Genomic DNA, 17,414 nt, shown 5'->3' on the forward strand with positions numbered 1-17,414 from the left:
CATCCCGCGTCGAGCCCCCCACCCCGAGGAGCTCCCCCCATGGACCACGCGACCCTGTCGACCCCACGCACCACCATCCGCACCAACACCCACGCCACCACCCGCACCACCACTGGCCAGCAGCAGCCGACGCTCCCGCTCCCCGGCCGCCGCCTGCTGCTGCAGGGCATGGCCGCCACCGGCGTCGCCGTCGGCCTGACCTCGCGGATGGCCGTGCCCGACGCGGCCGCCGCTGCGGCGCCCGCGGAGACCACACGCCTGCTCTCGGCGCCCGACCGCCACCTGGTGAGCCGGTTCTCCTACGGCATCACCCCGGCGCTGGCCGAGTCGGTGCGCACGGCTGGCGGCGCCCGCGCCTGGTTCGACCGCCAGCTGGACCACACCCGCGTGCCCGACGGCGCCGGTGCCGAGCTGGACGGCTGGTGGCCGAGCCTGGACCGCTCCGCCGCAGACCTGTGGCAGCGCCAGGTGCAGGAGGTCGAGGGCGGCTGGCAAGTGATGGAGAACTACCAGCGCTGGTGCCTCGCTCGCCGGATGCGCAGCAACCGCCAGGTGCACGAGATCATGACCGAGTTCTGGCTGCACCACCTCAACGTGCCGGCCAACGGCGACGCCGCCTTCACCTACCGCACCGCGTACGACCGCGTGGTGCGCGAGCACGCGCTCGGCCGTTTCGAGGACCTGCTCTTCGCCACGATCACCCACCCCGCGATGGGCATCTACCTCAACAACGCGGTCTCCACGAAGAGCGCACCGAACGAGAACCTCGGCCGGGAGCTGCTCGAGCTGCACACCGTGGGCCGCGGCCACTACGGCGAGGACGACGTCAAGGGATCCGCGCGCATCCTCACCGGCTGGTCGGTCGACCTCTGGAAGACCTGGGCAGCGGCCTACAAGCCCGAGCGGCACTGGACCGGGCCCGTGACCGTCATGGGGTTCAGCGACGCCAACGCCGACCCGGACGGTCGCGAGGTCACCCGTCGCTACCTCTCCTACCTCGCCCGGCACCCGCAGACCGCGCGCCGGATCGCCCGCAAGCTGGCGGTCAAGTTCGTCCGCGACGACGTGCCGGACTCGCTGGTCGAGAAGCTCGCGCAGACCTACCTCTCCTCGGGCACCGACATCAGCGCCGTGCTGCGCGCGCTCGTGGCGACGCCTGAGTTCAAGGGCGCGGCGGGCGCGAAGGTGCGCGACCCCGGCGAGGACGTGGTGGCCACCTACCGCGCGCTCGGCGTCACGCTGAGCAAGCCGCCGGCGGGCAACGCCGGTCGCAACCACGCCGCCAACGTGGCGCTGTGGCAGGCCAGCTCGGTGGGGGCGCGCCCTTTCCACTGGCCCCAGCCCGACGGCCAGCCCATCGACAACGCCTCGTGGTCCTCCCCCTCGCGGCTGATGGCCTCCTTCGACCTGCACTACGCCATGTCGGGTCGCTGGTGGCCCAAGGACGGCATCACCTACCGCCAGCCCACCGACTGGTTCCCGCCGGCCGAGTACAAGACCGTGCAGGTGCCCGCGAAGGCTGACAGCAAGAAGGGCAGGAGGGGCAAGAACGGCAAGGGCAAGCGCGGCAAGAACGGTCGGGGCCGGTCGTCGGCGACCACCCGCCCCCAGCGCGTCCGCAAGCCCCTCACCTTCGCCCGCCTGGTCGACCACCTCTCCCGCCAGATGCTGCACCAGCCGGCCTCCGACGCGCTGCTGAAGGCCTGCTGCGAGGCGGTCGACGTCAAGCGCGACACCGTGATCAACGCCGAGCACGGCGTCGTCAAGTGGAACTTCCAGCGTGTCCTCACCACCGTCCTCGACTCCCCCACCCACCTGAGCAGGTGACCCGATGACCCTCACGCCCACCTCCCCCACCTCGGCAGGCGTCAGCGCCGCGACCGCGGCCTGCTGCACCGAGTACGCCGGCATGTCGCGCCGCGGACTGTTCCGCGGCGTCGCCCTGGCCGGCGCCACCGCCGTCGTCGGCTCGGCGGTGGTGACCGCCGCCCCGGCGCGGGCCGCCTCGGCCGACTCGGTGCTGGTCGTGCTCTCGCTGCGCGGCGCCGCCGACGGTCTCTCGATGGTCGTGCCGCACGGCGACCCGGTGTACTACGCGGCGCGACCGCGCATCGCGATCCCCTCGGACCGCCTGCTGGCCAAGGACGGGATGTTCGGGCTGCACCCCAAGATGGCGCCCCTGCTGCCGATGTGGAACGCGGGCCGCATCGCGGCCGTGCAGGCCACCGGGCTGCCGGTGGCCAACCGCAGCCACTTCTCGGCGATGGAGGAGCTCGAGGACGCCGACCCCGGCTCCTCCACCCGCCAGGGGTGGCTCAACCGACTCGTCGGCCAGCTGCCGGGCGAGTCGCCGCTGCAGGCCTTCAGCATCGGTGGCGGGGTGCTGCCCGCCTCGATGTACGGCAACGCCGACGTGATGTCGGCCGCGGACGTCGAGAGCATGAAGATCCCCGGCGACGACCAGTACGACAAGAACGGCGGGCGGGTCTCCTCGCTGCACACGCTGTGGGACGACCACGACGGCCCGCTGGGCAAGGCCATGCGCTCGGCGTTCACCGCCGTCAAGGAGTTCGCCCCCGTGACGCGGACCAACGACGGCGTCGCCGCCTACCCGCGCACCGACCTGGGTCGCGCGCTCTCCGAGGTCGCGCGGATCATCCGCGGCGACGTCGGGGTGGAGGTGTTGACCGTCGACCAGGGCGACTGGGACCACCACTCCGACCTCGGCACCGCCGAGTGGGGCCGGATGAACCGCAACGTGGAGGACCTCGCCGGCTCGCTGGCCGCCTTCTTCGGTGACCTCGGCTCGCAGGCGTCGAAGGTGACCGTGGTGACCATCAGCGAGTTCGGCCGCCGGGTGAAGGAGAACGCCAACTTCGGGCTCGACCACGGCTACGGCAACGTCATGCTCGTCGCCGGTGCCGGCGTCAAGGGAGGCACCTACTACGGCCGCTGGCCCGGGTTGGCCAACGAGACCGACGCCGACCTGCTGGTCACGACCGACTACCGCAGCGTGCTCTCCGAGGTGGTCAGCACCCGCTTCGGCGCCTCCACGGCCCAGGTCTTCCCCGCCTTCTCCCCCACCTCGGTCGGGGTCATGTCGGCGGTCTGACCCAGCGGTTCGCCGAGCCGCACCCACGCAGGCAGGCGCCGCCCTATGCTCCGCAGATGACCCTGCGCGTCGTCCAGTGGGCCACCGGCGGCGTCGGGCGCGCCGCCGTCGAGGGTGTGCTCGCCCATCCCGAGCTCGAGCTGGTGGGCTGCTGGGTGCGGTCGGAGGCCAAGCACGGGCTCGACGTCGGCGAGATCGTCGGCACGCCCGAGCCCGTGGGGGTACGTGCCACCACGTCGGTCGCGGAGATCCTGGCCCTCGAGCCCGACTGCGTGATCTACGCGCCGCTCGTCGCCGACACCGGCGAGGTGCTCACCTTGCTGCGCGCCGGCATCAACGTGGTGACGCCGGTGGCCTGGATCTACCCCGGGGAGCGCCAGCGGGCACGGCTGGAGGAGGCGTGCCTGGCCGGTGGTGCCAGCCTGCACGGCACCGGCGTCAACCCCGGCGGTGTGCCGGACCTGCACCCGCTGGTCTTCTCGGCGCTCACCTCCGCGGTCACGTTCGTTCGCGGCGAGGAGTTCAGCGACATCCGCACCTACGACGCCCCTGACGTCGTCCGCCACGTCATGTGCTTCGGCGCGACGCCGCAGGAGGCACGCTCGGGGCCGATGCTCGACCTGCTCTCGGCCGGCTTCGAGCGATCGGTGCGGATGTGCCTGGAGGTGCTGGGGTTCTCGCCCGCGGCCACGGTGCGTCGCGCGCTCGACCTGGCGGTGGCCACCGCACCCATCGACTCCCCCATCGGCGTCGTGGAGCCCGGACAGGTGGCCGGGCAGCGGTTCTGCTGGGAGGGCCTGGTGGGCGAGCAGGTGGTGGTGCGCGTCGCCGTCAACTGGTTGATGGGTGAGGACCACCTGGAGCCGGCCTGGACGTTCGGCCCCGAGGGAGAGCGGTTCGAGGTGGAGGTGCGGGGCGATCCCGACACCTTCGTGACCATCCGCGGGTGGCAGCCGCCGAGCATCGCCGAGGGACTGCGGCGCAACCCGGGCGTCGTCGTGACGGCGATGCACTGCGTCAACTCGGTGCCGGCCGTGTGCGCTGCCCCGCCGGGCGTGCGCACCTACGTGGACCTGCCCCTGGTGCACGGGCGAGCGCACCCGGACCTCGCCTGACCGCCGGCCGTCCTGCCTCGAGCGGGTGCTGCGGTCCAGACCGCGAGGTGCTGAGGGTGTACGCGCTGGGTAACGGGGAAGCCTGGGAATACCCGCACTCGTCCCCCGCTCCTCCGGCCCCTGGGAGGTTGTCATGAGCACTCGTCTGACCAGCGGTTTCGACTCAGCGCTGCAACGCCTGAGCGACGCCGGCGTGTGGTTGGTGTTCCGCGTCTCGCGCGTGCGCACCTGAGGCGACCGGGGTCCTCCGCGCCCCCGCCGGGGCGCTCTTCACCGAAGCACCGACACGGGTCGGGGCGTCGGCATACGCTCACCGCACAGCGTTCCACCCGGAGCAGCTGCGAAGGGGTGCAGGAGGGTCGTGGTGGCGGTGCCGGACGGGACCACGCCGCCTCGCGCCCTGCCTCTGCGCGGTCGGGTCCGTGGCCTTCCCGGCGGTCGCGCCACGGAGCCACCCGACCTGCGCGTGAGCGCTGTGCTCGAGGTCCTGGCCGGGGAGCCCGTGGCCGAGGTCGCCGTCCGCTGGTCGGTCGACGTCGCGCTGCTCCACCGCTGGGTCCGGGCCTTCACCGACGCCGGCACGGCCGCGGTCACCAACCGCCCCGAGGGGCACATCGCCCGTCAGCGCGACCGCTTCCTCGCCGCCTTCGCCCACGAGGTGCGCTCGCCGCTCACCGTCGCGCAGGGGTGGGTGGGCCTGCTCCTCGACGACGAGCTGCCCGCCGACGACGTCCGCGCCTCGGTCCAGCGGCTGCACGAGGCGCTGGGCCGACTCGCCGAGCGCACCTTCGACGTCGAGCTGCTGGCCGCCGCGTCGCTGGGACTCCTGCGCCCGCGGCGCGAGCGGATCGGCGTCGCGACCCTCATCTCGTCCCTGCCCGACGCCGTGCCCGAGGTCGACGGCGCCGTCTCGGGGCTCGCGGTCGAGGTCGACCCGGAGCTGTTCCCCCGGGTCCTGCGCGACCTGTGGTGGGCCGCCTCCCTGCTGCCCGCCCCGCGCGCCCGGCGCGTCGAGGTGGGCGTCGACGGACCCTGGATCGAGCTGCGCGTGGTCCGCGAGGGCGAGCCCATCCCGCCCGCCGCGCTGCAGGCGCTGTTCGAGCCCTTTGACCTCGGCGACGACGCCAGCGGCATCACCATCGGGCTGTACCTGGCGCGCGCGCTCGCCGTCGCGCACGGCGGCTCGATCGGCGTCGAGCAGGACGACGTGCAGACCGCCCTGTGGGTGCGCGTCCCGCTGCCGCAGCACGACTCCGGCTCCACCACCCCACCCCGAGGAGACACCCCATGACCTTCAGGCTCGCCTGCGGAGACGTGATGCCCGGCTGCACCGCACACTTCGAGCACGCCGACCGCGACCAGCTGATGACCCAGGTGGTCGCCCACGCCGCGGCCGACCACGGCATCACCACCATCACGCCAGAGATCGCCGAGGCGGTCGGGGCGCGCATCCAGCACACCTGAGCAGATCCGTGCCCGGGTCGGCCGGCTCGGGCTCGTCGGTCATGATGGCCCCATGAGCGCCTACTGGGTCAGCCTGTACGTGGAGATCACCGACGAGCAGAAGCTGGCGGCCTACGCCCAGCTGGCCGGTCCGGCCCTCACCGGGGCGGGCGGCCGCTTCCTAGCCCGCGGCATGCCCGAGGAGGTCTACGAGGCCGGTCAGCGCACCCGCACCGTGGTGGTGGAGTTCGACAGCATCGAGGCCGCGCAGGCCGCCCACGACTCCCCCGCCTACCAGGAGGCGCTCGCCGCGCTCGACGGCGGCGCCGTCCGCGACCTGCGGATCGTGCCCGGCGCCTGAGGCAGCGCCACCTGGGCGCGCCGGATCAGAGGTGGTCGGGCACCACGAAGCTCTCGGGGTCCTCGGGGTCAGGCCGCACCGGCATCGCTGCCACCGCGACCGCCAGCTGGTCGGCGCACGCCTCGGCCAGCCGCCGTCGGCGTCGTGCCGCGATGCGCTCCCACCGACCGGGGGCACGCGCCTCCGCGCGGGCCCGGCAGGCCGCCTCCCCGGCGGCCGCGAGCTCCTCGCGCGTGAACTGCGGTCTCCGGCCGACCACCGGGCGCTCGGGCAGCGCAGCCAGCCCCGGCAGCACCAGGTCCCCCGCGGTCGAGATGTAGCGGAACCGCTGGTGGCGTTTGAGGCCGTTCCACTCCAGGCCACCCGCGCGCCGGCGCAGCATCTTCGGCATCGCCTCGTAGGCGCGCCGCGCCACCGCCTGCACGCCGGCGGTCATCTCGTGCTCGGTGAACTGCATGGCCCCACCCTCTCCGACGGGTGGCCGGTTTCAGTGGCCGGGTGGGGCTGCGGTAGTGTTCACGCCGCCCTGGGAACAGCAGTGGATCCGGGGCGTTCGGGCTGTGGCGCAGCTTGGTAGCGCACTTGACTGGGGGTCAAGGGGTCGCAGGTTCAAATCCTGTCAGCCCGACCGAACGAACCGCAGGTCAGAGGCCGCTTCCGCTCGTCGCGGGGGCGGCCTCTTCCTCGTTCCCACCCCAGCGGGCTCCGGGGTGGGCCCCGCCTCGACGACGCGTGCGACGTGTCGCGGGGAGCCGTTCCTCGGCTCCGTCCGGTGCACACCGGTGTGCCACACTCGACGTCGACAGCGATCGGCAACGCCCAGACCCCGCGTTCCGGACTCTCATCACCACCGAGCTGGGGTCTTCGTGGACGCGACCGTCGAGACGAGCAACGACGCAGGCACGCGCGCCGGTCGGCGCAGGAGCCGTTCGGCGGCGGGCGCTTCCGCAGCCGGTTCACCGACGGTGTCTGGCAAGGGCCCACCTGGTCGTTCGCGATCCTGCTCCTGGTGCTGCGCATCCTCGACGACGCCAGCCGGCTCGACACCGTCGTCTTCGTCACCGGCTTCATGATCGTGATGCTGACGACGGTCGCGGCCCTGCTCACCTCGTGGGAGCGTCTGCCCGGGTGGGCGCAGCTCTCCCTCCCTGTCGGGGACCTGCTGGGCGCGACGCTGATGGTCCTCGCCGACCCCGGGTTCGCGGCGGGCGTGCTGCTGCTGTTCTCGCTGCCGGTGGTCTGGCTCGCCTTCGAGTTCGGGCGCCCGGGCCTGCTCGTGGGCCTGACGACCACGGGCGTCGTCGGCGTGTGGGCGTACCTCGACGGCTCCGGCTCCGACCTCCCTCCCGGGTCGCCCGCGGTCCTCGTCACGACGCTCTTCGTGATGGGACTCGGGGTCGTGGCGCACCTGATGAGCGGCATCCTGCACCGCGTGGGCGAGACGCTGCAGGTGCGCGCCGACGAGGTCGACGCCGCCTTCGCGCTCGCGACCGAGCGCCTGGAGGTGATGAACGGGGTGATGGAGTCCATCGGGGTCGGGGTCGCGGTGCAGCAGGTCGGCACTCCCCCGGTGCTCAACGCGAGCGCGCAGGCCATGACCTCGCGGATGGGCGCCTCCCCCGCCGCCTTCGGCGCCGGGGGCGACCATGTGTTCACCTCCCCGGGTCGGACGTCGGTGGCCCCGCAGGACCAGGTGGCCGCACGGGCGCTCGCCGGTGAGGAGTTCGCGGGCGTGATGCACTGGATCGGTCTGCCGGGCGACCAGCGCGTGATCGTCTCGAGCGCACGTCAGCTCCTGGGCCCCGGGGGCGAGCGCTGGGCCAGCGTGCTGGCCATGTGGGACGCGACGGAGCTCGTCGACGCGATCGAGGTGCGCGAGGACTTCCTCACCACCATCTCCCACGAGCTGCGGACCCCCCTGACCGCCATCACCGCCTCCATGGACCTGCTCACCGGCCCACCGGGCGACCTGCGGCCCGAGGACGGTGCCCGGCTGCTCGGCGCCGTGACCCGCAACACCGAGATCCTGAGGGCGCGCATCGAGGAGCTCCTGACCGTCGGTGACTCCACGGAGATCCCGCTGCGCCCGGCCCGCACCGACGTGACGGCACTGGTGCGCGAGGCCTTGAGCAAGCACGACTCGCAGGTCGCGGCCTCGAGCGTCACCCTGGTGGAGAGCGTCGAGCCCGAGGTGAGGGCCGAGGTGGATCCGACGCTCTTCGAGCAGGTGGTGGACAACCTGGTCTCCAACGCCGTGAAGTACACCGGCGCGGGGGGTCGGGTCTCGGTGTCGCTGCACGGCGACCGGGAGCGCCTGGTGCTGTCCGTCGTGGACTCCGGGAGCGGGATGACCTTCGACGAGCAACGGCAGGTCTTCCAGCGCTTCTACCGGGCCCCCAGCGCTCGCACGGCCGCGATCCAGGGGCTCGGCATCGGGTTGTGCCTGGTCAAGTCCATCGTCGAGCGGCACCAGGGCGAGATCGACCTGCGTTCCTCGGTGGGTGTCGGCACCGCGGTCACCGTCACCCTCCCGGTCACCCGCACCCGCTGACGTTCCCGAGCCGCGAGGCCGCAGGCGGCGTAGGCTCCACCCGTGCAGCGGACGTCGACGCCGAGCCCGGGCAGCGCCCCCTGGGTGAGCTACCTGCTCTGCACGCTGCTCGCCGTCCCGGCCTTCCTCCTGGTGCTCGCGCTCGGTGGGCCGCTGCTGTACGTCGTCGCGCCCGTGCTCGCGCTGGCAGTCGTGCTGGTGATGCCGGCCCTGCGTCGCCGGCGCTGAGTCGGCACTGGGCTAGCACTGGGCCGGCCCTGGGCTGCTGGGAGTCGGCCGCTGGCCGGCGCTGCCGGCGCCTACGTGGCCAGCGACCCCGCGAAGATCTGCCAGGCCAGCGCCGACTTGGCGACCAGGCTCAGCACCAGGTACGCCTTCTCGCCGAAGGCGTAGCTGCGCCACGGGCCGATCTGCCGGTACTGCAGCCATTGGTTGAGCGCGAAGCTGTTGAAGAAGATGAACAGCGACACGAAGATCCCGACCACGAAGCCGGGCACCTCCTCGGCGGCGACCAGGTTGTAGCCGATGACGACCCACGGCGTCGCGCCAGCGATGCAGCCGAACCAGAACGGCTTCATCGTCGTGATCGAGCGGCCCGGCGGGTTGGCGGACTCCTGCAGCCAGCCGAACAGGATCATCGACACGTTGGCGCCCGCGACGGCGATGAGCGCCGAGATTCCGTCGACGCCGCTGTAGAGCGCGATCAGCACCACCATGATCGTGGCGCTGAACGAGTACTCCAGCCACCGGAACCGGTTGATGCCGGCGCGCAGGTCCGTCTCGTAGGTGCGCCGCAGCACGGTGGCGGTGAGCAGGTGGTCGAGTGCTGCGAGCGCCAGGAACAGCGCCACCGCGGCGCCGATGGGCAGGTCGAGGAAAGCCTCCGGCGACGCCGGGGTGGAGCCCGGCGGCCCGGTGGGCAGCGACCGGGTGATCGCGATGGCGAAGTCCGTGGCCAGCACGAAGACCGCCACCGCCTGCGCCAGGTGCAGCACCGCGAGGGCCAGGTTCCACACGCGCAGGCCGCTCAGGCGGCCCTCGTCGACGCCGGTCGCGGTCATCTCACGTTCCTCATGCCACCCATGGTGGCACCGCTCACCTGGTGAAGGCCCGAGCGCTGCGTCGAGGTCGCCGGGTCTCGTGCGCCACGAGCACCCGAGCGGAAGACACCGCCCTCCCAGCGGGCGATCATCAGGCCGGTGAGGCGACGGGCAGCAGCGCCACAGGCACCACGACTACGACCGGGATGTCGACGCGCAGAGGGCCGGCCGAGACGTGGCGAGGGGGCAGAACACGCCAGCACCCCGGACTAGGGATCACGGTCTGTCTGCTCCGGGGGTCACGGGGTCGCAGGTCCACGTCCTGTCAGCCCGTCCTGTCAGCCCGACCGGACGAGAGCCCCTCGCACGATCTGCATCTCCCAGCTCAGCGGGGGCTCCTTCGCCTCTGCCTCCTGGTGAGCTGTCGCTGCCTCAGGGGAGCCGGACGACCCGGTGGACGTCGACGGGATGCGGCACCTCGAACCGCCCGGAGGCCGGGTCCGGCACCGCGGCGGAGCGCAGGCAGGCCAGCACCAGCTCACGGGCCTCCGGCGTGAGCCGAGCCTGGACGACGAAGTCGAGGACGTCGTGCGTCACCGGCTCGAGGGCGAGGAGCGCCTCGAGGCGCTCCACGGGCGCCACCTCCAGGTGTGCCGGAGCAGCAGCCTCGGCGATCCCTGCTGCGACGTCGTCGCTGAACCACTGGGGGTGACCGTCGATCGGCGGTGCACAGATGTCGACCAGCGTGTTCATGGCCCCGCGCGGACCGCTCAGCACGACGAGCTCGCCGCCGGGGCGCAGCAGCGAGCACGCCTTGGCGACCGCAGCCGCGACGTCGGGCACGTAGTACATGGAGTGCACGAAGGTGATCACGTCGAACGTGCCGCTCACCGGGGCGGACTCCCACGTGGTGGAGTGGGTCTCGACCTGCAGAGCGGGATCGTCCAGCGCGCCCATGGCCCTCGCGAGCTCGGTCGTCGCGGTCTCGTACGGGTCGACCCCGACGTACCTGACGCTCCGAGCGCCGTCGGCACCGAGCAGCCCCTGGATCAGCGGTACGTCGAGCGTCCCGTCGCCGCAGCCGACCGACAGGACAGAGATCGACTGACCGGCTCGCGCGGCGAGCCGTCCCGCGAGGTGCTCGGCGATCAACCGACGCTGGTCGGAGCGGCTCTCGAACGCGAGGTGGGCGCGGGCGTACGTCTGGCTGTCGAGGCCGGGCAGCGCGGGAGCGCCGCGGCGCTCCGCCACGAGCGCTGCGAGGAGGTCGGCTCGCGACGTCCCGGGTCGGTGGTTCGCGGCGGGGGCCGTGTTCTGGGCGGAACGAGCGAGGCTGGACACTGGGGTGATCCAACCACGTCTCCGCCGCAAGCCTTCCTGCCTGCGGTGGAGCGAGAGGAAACAGCGTGAGCACACCCGACACCGCCCAACGCAGTCTCGACCACTGGTCCGAGGCCGGCCGATCCGGCATGGAGGCGTTCTACGCGCTGGCCACCGAGGACTACCGCCAGCTCGTGCTCGCGGCCGACTGGCCGACACTGCTCGGGCAGCGAGCCCACGACGGCTGGTCGCTGCTCGACGTCGCGTGCGGGAGCGGCAAGTTCCCGACTGCCCTGGCCCGGCACGCGGACCTGAGCCGGCTCCCCCCGGTGGCCTACGACCTCCTGGACCCCTCGGCGTTCTCGGTCGCGGAGGCGCGCAGCGTGCTGGTCGATCCCTTCGTCGCCCGGCACGACCTGGTCACGACGCTCCAGGACCTGCCCGAGGAGTACGCCGGGTACGACGTCGTGTGGGCCACGCACGCGCTGTACGCCCTGCCGCCGGACGAGCTCGACACCGCTGCCCGGCGGCTCGTGGCCGCGTTGGTGCCCGGAGGGCTGGGCGTCGTCGCCCAGGCGACCTCCGGTTCGCACTACCTGCGCTTCTACGACGCGTTCCGCGCCGGGGTGCAGGACGCGACGCCCTACACGACCGCGGAGGGGGTCAGGGACGCGTTGGCCGGTGCCGGGGCCGACGTGCGGGAGCAACGGGTGACCTACCGGACCGGGACCGCCGATCGGGTCGTCGTCGAGGGGTTCCTGCAGCGGTGCGCGTTCGACGACTCGCTCTCCCTCGAGGAGATGGAGGCGGCACCGGTCCTGGGCGACTACCTTGCCTCGTGCCGAGATACTGAGGGCACCTACACCTTCTCCCACGAGGCGGCGCTGCTGTGGTTCTGAACCCTGGTCCGACCAACGAGCGACTCCCGGCCGCGAACCGCGACGGGGGCCTCGAGCAGGACTGGGCGGGCGACGACCAGGACTGGTGGGACTGGTACGTCACGCTCGCCGCCAACGACGACCAGGACGTCGAGATCACCGATGGCCCTGGACTCCCCGACGTGGCGCCGGCGAGCGACGAGCAGCTCCACGCGGAGCTGGAGGAGCCCTACGACCTGCCCCCGGGCGCGATCGCGTCCTTCGCGCAGGACGCCTTCGTCCGCCTGCCGGCGGTGCTGTCCGCTGCGGTGGTCAGGCGCCTCGCGGAGCGGCTCGAGGAGCTTCTGCGCGCCGAGCACGGCGACGACGTCGCCGGCCGCTTCACCGCCCTGGAGCAGATGTGGCTCCATGACGACCTGATGCGTGCCGTCGCCCTGTCCCCTCGCATCGGTGGTCTCGCCGCGGCGCTGCTGGGGGAACCGGCGGTCCGGCTCTACCACGACAACGCGCTGTCGAAGGAGTCCGGCTGCGGTCGCACCCCCTGGCACCACGACGCCGAGCACTTCCCCCTGCAGACGACGCAGGCGGTCACCGCCTGGATGCCGATGTCGGCCATCCCCGGCCGGATGGGGCCGCTGTCCTTCGCCCGGGGTCGCGACGTGCGCGACGAGGTCGCCGACCTGGCCTTCGACAAGGTCGGCACCTCGTACGACGAGGCCGTCGCCCGCCGCTTCGTCGAGCGCGACGTCGCCGTCGAGGCGGCTCCGTTCGCGGTGGGCGACGTGTCGTTCCACTCGTCGTTGTGCTTCCACACCGCCGGGCCCAACCGCACCACGCAGCCACGACGGGCCCTGGCGACCACCTACTTCGCCGACGGCGCCCGCGTCGTCGACTCGCCGACGCTGATCAGCGGCACGTGGCGCGAGTTCCTCCCGGGCGTCGAGCCCGGCGGCCTGGCCGTCTCCGAGCTCAACCCGGTGGTCGGGCGCAGCTGAGCGGTGCCCGCGGCGCGGCCCCCGGCACCTCGTGGGACACCGGCACGGCCGAGGGGGCGCCTCCACCCCGTCAGGTGAGGTCACCGCGCCGGGCGGCCCGTCGACGGTGCATCCAGGCCCGCCGTCCCACCTCGACGCCGACGACGGCCACGAGCAGCCAGACCGCCACGCCGGCGATGGCCAGCGGTGACGTGGGATCGTCGAGCGAGGCACCGATGGCGGTGTAGGCGAAGGCGCGGGGTGCGGCCCCGATCAGAGTGCCCACCACCAGCTGCCAGGTGCGCACGCCGAGCGCACCGAAGGCGTAGCTCATGGGGGCGTCGGGCACCCCGGGCATCAACCGCTGCCCGGCGACCACCAGGACCCCGCGGCGTGACAGCAGTGACTCCACCGTCGTCGCGCGCTCGGCACCGAGGACCGACCGGGCGCCGTCGCGGCCGGCGGCGCGCCCTGCCGTCACCGCGATCAGACCGGTGCCGAGCGCCGAGCAGAGGGTCACGACCGTGCCGAGCACCGGCCCGAACAGCAGCCCGCTGGCCCCCGCGAGCACCGGGCCCGGCACCAGGAGGGCCGCCAGCACGGCGCCCAGGACCACGAAGGCCACGGGTGCCAGCGGACCGGCCCGCTCGACGGCCTCGCGCACCTGCGCCACCGAGACCAGGTCGCCGAGCCCGAACACGAGCGCGGCGGCCGCCAACGCCACCACCAGGATCGCCAGCCGGAGACGGGGATGGCGACCGACGGTCAGGGCCGCGGGCTCGCTCACCCCGCCAGTGTGCCCGCCCACGCGACCGGCGGGTGAACGTCGGTTGCACGGTGCCGGAGCCGGGTTGTCGTCGTCTGCCGCCGTGCGTACCGTCCGGCGGGCGCCGGCCACGTGGGGAGGTCGGCGCAGGGAGGGGACCGCGTGAACACGACGCCGTCGTGGGGAGACGTCGCGAGGCCAGGAGACGCGCCGTCCCCGGACAGACCCGGTCCGCTGACCGTGCGCGTGGTCGACGACGCCGCGGCCGCCGAGGGGCTGCGCGAGGAGTGGGACGAGCTGGCCGACGCGAGCGGCGCGGGACCGTTCGCACGCCCGGACTACGGGCTCGCCTGGTGGCGCCACCTGGGCCACGGCCGCCTGCTGGTCGCCACGGTCCGCTTCCATGGGCGCCTGGTGGCCCTGGCGCCGCTGCACGAACGACGCGTCGGGCCCCTCACCGTGGCGCGCTGGCTGGGGCACGGGCTTGGCACGATCGCCGAGCCCGTGGTGCGTCCGGGCCACGAGCGAGCCGCCGGGGTGCTCCTGCAGCACCTGGCCACCCCGAGACGGGTGCTCGACCTGGTCGAGTGCCGTGAGTCCCTGCCCGGCCTGCCTGCGCTGCAGCAGCTCCCCCGACGCACGACCACGGCCGCCCCGCGGGACCGCTGCCCCGTCGCGGACATCGACCCCGCCGACCCGCTGGCCCACCTGGCACTGCGCGAGCACAAGAGCATGCGCACCAGCCTGGCCGCACGACAGCGACGCATCGAGCGTGCGGGGCTGCAGATGCGGATGGAGGTGGCCGAGACCGCCGAGCACCTCGATGCCCTGCTGCCCGACCTGCTCGCCGTCTTCGACGCCGCCGAGGCCGGGCACCCGCGCCAGCACCTGCTGCGCCCGCCCTGGGGCGGCTTCGTGCTCGACTACCTGCGCGAGACGCTCGAGCAGGGGCGCAGCGTGGTGCTGCTGGGCTACCTCGACGACCGGCCCTTCACCCTCTCAACGCGGCGCTGCTCGGGCCCGGCACGTTCTCGTTCTGGATCGGTCGGTACCACCCGGCCGCCCGCGAGTTCGGGCCCGGCAACCTGATGCTGCGCGAGAGCTTCCTGTGGGCGGGGCGGCGCGGTATCGGCCACCTCGACCTGCTGCTCGGCGAGGGCGACTACAAGCGGCACTGGTCGACCGACTCCTACGCCACCACCGAGGTGCGCAGCGCCACCCCCCGGGCGGGCGCCGCGGTGCTCGCCGCCGAGCGAGCCGCCACCTGGGCGCGCGAGCGGCGCGCGGCACGCTGACCCGAGGGCCGGGCACCCACGCGCCGGACGATGAGAGGGTGACGCCCATGGACACGCTGGTGGACGTGCTGTGGGGTGCCGGAGGCATGCTGGTGCTGCTCGGCATCGCGGTGCTGTGCTCGACCAACCGCCGGGCCATCCGGCCGCGCACCGTGCTCGCGGCGCTGGCCCTGCAGGTGGGCTTCGGGGTGGTGGTCCTCTTCTGGTCGGTGGGCCAGCGCGGGCTCGAGGCGGCCTCCTCGGGCGTCCAGGCGGTCATCGACTCCTCGCGCGAGGGCATCGCCTTCCTCTTCGGACCGCTCATCCCCGAGGAGGGCCAGGTCTTCGCGCTGCAGGTGCTGCCCGTCATCATCTTCTTCGCGTCGCTGACCGCGGTGCTCTACCACCTGGGCGTGCTGCAGCGCGTCGTCGCCGTCCTGGGCGGTGGGCTGGGACGCCTGCTCGGCACCGAGCACGCCGAGTCGGTCAACGCCGCCGCCAACATCTTCGTCGGCCAGACCGAGGCTCCGCTGGTCATCCGCCCCTACATCTCGCGGCTCTCCCGGTCGGGACTGTTCGCCGTCATGGTCGGCGGGCTGTCCACGGTCGCAGGCTCGGTGCTGGTGGGCTACTCGCTGCTCGGGGCGCGCCTGGACTACCTGATCGCCGCGAGCTTCATGGCGGCGCCGGGCGCGCTGCTCATGGCCAAGATCATGGTCCCCGAGGACGACGAGGAGGCGGTGGCCGCCGAGCGTGAGCGGGTGCGGGCCGAGGCCGGTCGGGGCACCAGGAACGACGCCGACGCCGGTGGCCGTGACACGGAGGGCGAGTCGGACGGCGAGCAGCGCGCCCGCAACGTGATCGACGCCGCCGCCGCGGGCGCGGCGGACGGCCTGCGCCTGGCGGCGACGATCGGTGCGATGCTTCTGGCCTTCATCTCGTTGATCGCGCTGCTGAACCTGCTGCTCGGTGGCGTCGCCGGCTGGTTCGGCGCGGAGGACCTGACGATCGAGCAGATCCTGGGCTGGCTCTTCTCGCCGCTGATGGCGGCGATCGGCGTGCCCTGGGGCGAGGCGGTGCAGGCCGGCAGCTTCGTCGGCCAGAAGATCGTCCTCAACGAGTTCGTGGCCTTCAGCGACCTCGGCCCGGTCATCGACGAGCTGAGCCCGAAGACGGCCGCCATCACGACCTTCGCGATCACCGGCTTCGCCAACCTCGGGTCGCTGGGCATCCTGCTGGGCGGGCTCGGCGGCCTTGCTCCCGCACGCAGGCCCGAGATCGCCTCGCTGGGCCTCCGCGCGGTCCTGGCGGCCACCCTCGCCAACCTGATGAGCGCCGCGATCGCCGGGATCCTGCTCGGCTGAGGCGGTGCCGACCGCCGGGGCGGGGTACCGATCGAGCATGACCACGTCCTCCAGCCCCTCCAGCCGCACCCCCGAAGAGATCGAGGCCCTGCAGGCCGTCGTCGACCGCGTCTCCTCCTACCAGGACGGCGCCCCGGAGGGCACCGTCGAGAAGGAGCTCCGCTCCGCGCTGGGCGAGACTGACGTCAGCCTCGACGAGAAGGAGATCACTGCTCTCGCCGAGGCGATCGAGGCCGAGCACGGTGCCGTGCAGGTCAGCGAGATCCTGGCCTGACGGCTCCGCGCCCGGGCGCGGATCAGTCGCGACGGGCCGCCAGCAGGGCCGTGTAGGCCACGCCGGCGACGACCGCACCGACGAGCGGCGCGACGACGAAGAGCCACACCTGGCCGAGAGCGTCGGCGTTGAACCAGGCCACGGCCAGCGAGCGCGCCGGGTTGACCGAGGTGTTGGTGACCGGGATCGACACCAGGTGGATGGCGGTCAGGGTCAGGCCGATGGCCATCGGCCCGAAGCCGGCGGGCGCGCGGCGGTCGGTGACGCCGAGGATCACCATCACGAACACGGCGGTCAGCACCACCTCGACGACGGCGGCGGCCAGCAGCGTGTAGCCGGCGGGCGAGAGGTCGCCGTAGCCGTTGGTCGCGAAGCCGTCCGCGGTGGTGAAGCCGTCGCGACCGGAGGCCACCACGTAGAGCACGGCGGCGGCCAGGGAACCGCCCGCCACCTGCGCGGCCACGAAGCCCGGCACGTCGCGCCAGGCGAACCGGCGCGCCACGGCGAGGCCGACGGTCACCGCCGGGTTGAAGTGGCCGCCCGAGACGCCGCCCACCGCGTAGGCGGCGGCCAGGACGGCCAGGCCGAAGGCCAGGGAGACCCCGAGGAAGCCGACCTCGTCACCGGCGAGCACCGCGGTCCCGCAGCCGAACAGCACCAGCACGAAGGTGCCGAAGACCTCGGCGCCGAGCTTGGCCCGCAGCGGTGGCGCGACCACCTCCGGCGTGGGGCTGGTGGTGGTGCTCCCCTGGCTCGTGGGGGTGGCGGCGGGCGCCTTCTGCGCGCGCGACATGTCGTGCTCCTGTCCGGGTCCCCGACCTCGTCGTGACGACGGACGTGGCCTCGGGGAGCGGACCAGCCCGGTGGCGCCGCTGCGGCGTCCACGGTGCTTGGTCGCAACCGCCGGCCCTGTCGTCACGCCGTCAGGCGATGACGTGCATC

At 73.1% G+C, this 17,414-nt stretch carries 19 protein-coding genes and 1 tRNA gene; 15 read left to right on the forward strand and 5 right to left on the reverse strand.

The genetic code is table 11. The features are described from left to right. Positions 1-39 precede the first annotated feature (39 nt). The 6 genes from ABD948_RS16785 to ABD948_RS16810 all read left to right on the forward strand — a co-directional run bounded on the left by ABD948_RS16785 (position 40) and on the right by ABD948_RS16810 (position 6,031). Entirely contained in the window at positions 40-1,827 is a 1,788-nt protein-coding gene (locus tag ABD948_RS16785) for a DUF1800 domain-containing protein (protein ID WP_345267916.1), read from the forward strand. Between the two features lie 4 nt (positions 1,828-1,831). Beyond that, on the forward strand, positions 1,832-3,112 hold the full coding sequence (locus tag ABD948_RS16790) for a DUF1501 domain-containing protein (RefSeq protein ID WP_345267918.1): 1,281 nt from the start codon (positions 1,832-1,834) through the stop codon (positions 3,110-3,112). Positions 3,113-3,168: 56 nt separating this feature from the next. Continuing rightward, positions 3,169-4,227 (forward strand): NAD(P)H-dependent amine dehydrogenase family protein, encoded by a 1,059-nt coding sequence (locus ABD948_RS16795; protein WP_345267920.1) that lies wholly within the window; start codon positions 3,169-3,171, stop codon positions 4,225-4,227. Between the two features lie 466 nt (positions 4,228-4,693). Then, positions 4,694-5,518 (forward strand): sensor histidine kinase, encoded by an 825-nt coding sequence (locus ABD948_RS16800; protein ID WP_345267922.1) that lies wholly within the window; start codon positions 4,694-4,696, stop codon positions 5,516-5,518. Beyond that, entirely contained in the window at positions 5,515-5,691 is a 177-nt protein-coding gene (locus ABD948_RS16805; protein WP_345267924.1) for a DUF1059 domain-containing protein, read from the forward strand. Before ABD948_RS16800 ends, ABD948_RS16805 begins: the two co-directional genes overlap by 4 nt. A gap of 52 nt (positions 5,692-5,743) precedes the next feature. Next, the gene (locus ABD948_RS16810; protein WP_345267926.1) at positions 5,744-6,031 is read left to right on the forward strand and encodes a DUF1330 domain-containing protein; all 288 of its coding nucleotides are present in this window, start codon (positions 5,744-5,746) and stop codon (positions 6,029-6,031) included. Between the two features lie 25 nt (positions 6,032-6,056). Here the strand turns inward: ABD948_RS16810 and ABD948_RS16815 are convergent, their stop codons facing one another. Next, on the reverse strand, positions 6,057-6,488 hold the full coding sequence (locus tag ABD948_RS16815) for a hypothetical protein (protein ID WP_345267928.1): 432 nt from the start codon (positions 6,486-6,488) through the stop codon (positions 6,057-6,059). A gap of 97 nt (positions 6,489-6,585) precedes the next feature. Here ABD948_RS16815 and ABD948_RS16820 point away from each other — a divergent pair. From ABD948_RS16820 to ABD948_RS16830, 3 genes are all read left to right on the forward strand, one after another. Then, positions 6,586-6,659, forward strand: a tRNA-Pro gene (locus tag ABD948_RS16820). A gap of 381 nt (positions 6,660-7,040) precedes the next feature. Next, on the forward strand, positions 7,041-8,582 hold the full coding sequence (locus tag ABD948_RS16825) for a sensor histidine kinase (RefSeq protein WP_345267930.1): 1,542 nt from the start codon (positions 7,041-7,043) through the stop codon (positions 8,580-8,582). Between the two features lie 42 nt (positions 8,583-8,624). Further along, positions 8,625-8,810 carry a hypothetical protein gene (locus ABD948_RS16830; protein WP_345267932.1) on the forward strand — a complete coding sequence of 62 codons (186 nt, stop codon included), beginning with the start codon at positions 8,625-8,627 and terminating at the stop codon, positions 8,808-8,810. A gap of 71 nt (positions 8,811-8,881) precedes the next feature. Here the strand turns inward: ABD948_RS16830 and heR are convergent, their stop codons facing one another. Together heR and ABD948_RS16840 are read right to left on the reverse strand one after the other, a co-directional pair. Further along, on the reverse strand, positions 8,882-9,643 hold the full coding sequence (heR, locus tag ABD948_RS16835; protein WP_345267934.1) for a heliorhodopsin HeR: 762 nt from the start codon (positions 9,641-9,643) through the stop codon (positions 8,882-8,884). A gap of 411 nt (positions 9,644-10,054) precedes the next feature. Then, positions 10,055-10,873: a class I SAM-dependent methyltransferase gene (locus ABD948_RS16840; protein ID WP_345267936.1), complete on the reverse strand. Its 819-nt coding sequence runs from the start codon at positions 10,871-10,873 to the stop codon at positions 10,055-10,057. Positions 10,874-11,028: 155 nt separating this feature from the next. On the opposite strand from ABD948_RS16840, the gene ABD948_RS16845 reads away from it, so the two are divergent. Both ABD948_RS16845 and ABD948_RS16850 read left to right on the forward strand, forming a co-directional pair. After that, a complete protein-coding gene (locus tag ABD948_RS16845) occupies positions 11,029-11,841 on the forward strand; it encodes a class I SAM-dependent methyltransferase (protein WP_345267939.1) in 813 nt (270 codons plus the stop codon). Next, positions 11,832-12,815, forward strand: coding sequence for a phytanoyl-CoA dioxygenase family protein (locus tag ABD948_RS16850; RefSeq protein ID WP_345267941.1), 984 nt, complete (start codon positions 11,832-11,834; stop codon positions 12,813-12,815). The genes ABD948_RS16845 and ABD948_RS16850 overlap by 10 nt, the downstream gene beginning before the upstream one ends. 70 nt (positions 12,816-12,885) lie before the next feature. Here ABD948_RS16850 and ABD948_RS16855 read toward each other — a convergent pair whose 3' ends face one another. Beyond that, on the reverse strand, positions 12,886-13,581 hold the full coding sequence (locus ABD948_RS16855; protein WP_345267943.1) for a TVP38/TMEM64 family protein: 696 nt from the start codon (positions 13,579-13,581) through the stop codon (positions 12,886-12,888). Between the two features lie 141 nt (positions 13,582-13,722). On the opposite strand from ABD948_RS16855, the gene ABD948_RS16860 reads away from it, so the two are divergent. The 4 genes from ABD948_RS16860 to ABD948_RS16875 are packed head-to-tail and all read left to right on the forward strand — an operon-like array spanning position 13,723 to position 16,472. Then, a complete protein-coding gene (locus ABD948_RS16860; RefSeq protein ID WP_345267945.1) occupies positions 13,723-14,649 on the forward strand; it encodes a GNAT family N-acetyltransferase in 927 nt (308 codons plus the stop codon). Further along, entirely contained in the window at positions 14,601-14,855 is a 255-nt protein-coding gene (locus tag ABD948_RS16865) for a GNAT family N-acetyltransferase (RefSeq protein ID WP_345268046.1), read from the forward strand. Before ABD948_RS16860 ends, ABD948_RS16865 begins: the two co-directional genes overlap by 49 nt. Before the next feature lie 47 nt (positions 14,856-14,902). Further along, positions 14,903-16,198, forward strand: a complete 1,296-nt coding sequence (locus ABD948_RS16870; RefSeq protein WP_345267947.1) for a NupC/NupG family nucleoside CNT transporter — start codon at positions 14,903-14,905, stop codon at positions 16,196-16,198. Between the two features lie 37 nt (positions 16,199-16,235). After that, complete coding sequence (locus tag ABD948_RS16875) at positions 16,236-16,472, forward strand: hypothetical protein (protein WP_345267949.1); 237 nt, start codon at positions 16,236-16,238, stop codon at positions 16,470-16,472. A gap of 22 nt (positions 16,473-16,494) precedes the next feature. On the opposite strand, the gene aqpZ is transcribed toward ABD948_RS16875, so the two are convergent. After that, positions 16,495-17,265 (reverse strand): aquaporin Z, encoded by a 771-nt coding sequence (gene aqpZ, locus ABD948_RS16880; RefSeq protein WP_345267951.1) that lies wholly within the window; start codon positions 17,263-17,265, stop codon positions 16,495-16,497. Positions 17,266-17,414: the final 149 nt, after the last annotated feature.

The organism is Nocardioides nanhaiensis (assembly GCF_039542785.1).
Taxonomy (GTDB): Bacteria; Actinomycetota; Actinomycetes; order Propionibacteriales; family Nocardioidaceae; genus Nocardioides; species Nocardioides nanhaiensis.

What these genes read in the sequence shown, in the direction of transcription:
- ABD948_RS16785 (WP_345267916.1), top strand. Translation starts at nt 40, where the DNA reads ATGGACCACGCGACCCTGTCGACCCCACGCACCACCATCCGCACCAAC.
- ABD948_RS16790 (WP_345267918.1), top strand. Translation starts at nt 1,832, where the DNA reads ATGACCCTCACGCCCACCTCCCCCACCTCGGCAGGCGTCAGCGCCGCG.
- ABD948_RS16795 (WP_345267920.1), top strand. Translation starts at nt 3,169, where the DNA reads ATGACCCTGCGCGTCGTCCAGTGGGCCACCGGCGGCGTCGGGCGCGCC.
- ABD948_RS16805 (WP_345267924.1), top strand. Translation starts at nt 5,515, where the DNA reads ATGACCTTCAGGCTCGCCTGCGGAGACGTGATGCCCGGCTGCACCGCA.
- ABD948_RS16810 (WP_345267926.1), top strand. Translation starts at nt 5,744, where the DNA reads ATGAGCGCCTACTGGGTCAGCCTGTACGTGGAGATCACCGACGAGCAG.
- ABD948_RS16815 (WP_345267928.1), bottom strand. Translation starts at nt 6,488, where the DNA reads ATGCAGTTCACCGAGCACGAGATGACCGCCGGCGTGCAGGCGGTGGCG.
- heR (WP_345267934.1), bottom strand. Translation starts at nt 9,643, where the DNA reads ATGACCGCGACCGGCGTCGACGAGGGCCGCCTGAGCGGCCTGCGCGTG.
- ABD948_RS16870 (WP_345267947.1), top strand. Translation starts at nt 14,903, where the DNA reads ATGGACACGCTGGTGGACGTGCTGTGGGGTGCCGGAGGCATGCTGGTG.
- ABD948_RS16875 (WP_345267949.1), top strand. Translation starts at nt 16,236, where the DNA reads ATGACCACGTCCTCCAGCCCCTCCAGCCGCACCCCCGAAGAGATCGAG.
- aqpZ (WP_345267951.1), bottom strand. Translation starts at nt 17,265, where the DNA reads ATGTCGCGCGCGCAGAAGGCGCCCGCCGCCACCCCCACGAGCCAGGGG.